Source organism: Acinetobacter sp. ABJ_C5_2 (assembly GCF_044538485.1).
Lineage (GTDB): Bacteria > Pseudomonadota > Gammaproteobacteria > Pseudomonadales > Moraxellaceae > Acinetobacter > Acinetobacter nosocomialis_A.
In genome coordinates this window covers 1-1,106 of the sequence record NZ_JBIUCS010000084.1, presented here as the reverse complement: position 1 = coordinate 1,106, position 1,106 = coordinate 1, and the positions used below count along the sequence as shown (strand labels likewise).

The 1,106-nt window shown below is 23.5% G+C and carries 1 protein-coding gene; it reads left to right on the top strand.

Going from position 1 to position 1,106, the window contains the following annotated elements; genetic code table 11:
• Positions 1 to 607: 607 nt before the first annotated feature.
• Complete coding sequence (locus ACH8JV_RS19440) at positions 608 to 1,006, top strand: hypothetical protein (protein WP_396523282.1); 399 nt, start codon at positions 608 to 610, stop codon at positions 1,004 to 1,006.
• The last annotated feature ends 100 nt before the right edge of the window (positions 1,007 to 1,106 follow it).

Here is a 1,106-nt window from a genome sequence, read left to right as displayed (position 1 = left end):
TATTTAATTTAATAACAGATGTATCTTATGGATTTCTCTAAATCTATTATCAAATTTATGGATTTTTGAAATTGGGCATTAGGTGTAATTCTATTATTATTATCATAATTTTGAATTTATTTTAAATAATATTGATTTCATAGTCAGTATTTTGATAAATAAACAGAATTGCATTACACATCACCATTTACCTTATTTAGGAGGTTTCGTTGGTAAAGATCCAATAGAGTTACTAGTTGATAATAATTTTTATGAATATACGAAAAGTTTAATTAGATGAATGAGTCTATTAGTATTATTGTCAAAAAGATTGTAAAATCTGTAAAGGCAAATCAGAAATTATTAAGATTTTCAGATCATTTGAAGTTAAAAGGAGTGGTGAATTAGAGTTAATTATTTTTTTAATATTAGGTAATTGAGAGAAAAAGATTGGTTTTTTATGAATGAGTGCTGTAAAAAGAATATGCTCGTAATAGATTGAATTACGATCTGATTAAAAGTTTTTATATTAATGTAGATTTAGGTTAAGGTATTTGTGAAAAATGTCAGGCTATAAGATCCCATGTAATGAGAAAATATTTGAGACTCTTCTCAAAAGGAATACTTAATGATTATCCCTTCATTTCTTAATGAAACTCTATTAAATAGTGTTTCATTAATTTCAATTGATTTAGAAAATTCAATTAAGAGTTTAGGATTGAATATTTTAAATTATGGAGTAATCGATAAAGACACAGATAAGATGGAATTATTAGTTCAGAATGATAGAGAATTCTTGCAGGAAGGGATTCGTAAATATTTAATGTCGAAGCCAATGCATGTAATAGTTCACGTATTTTGGTCAAATTTAAGTAAATATTCAATTCTTTGTAATATTAAATTTGTGCTTGATAATTTAGATAATATTTTTGATGAGGATTGGGATTTTTGGATTATTAGTACAAATAAGGAATGGCTTATCGAAAATTATCATGAGGAAGAGTTATCAATATTTTTATTAAATTAATTTTTTATAATCATATTGTAAAATACTTAGTTGTTTTGATTTGTAAATTATTAGTAGATAGTAAATTTAATGATTTTTGGAGATTTTATCAATTATTTAA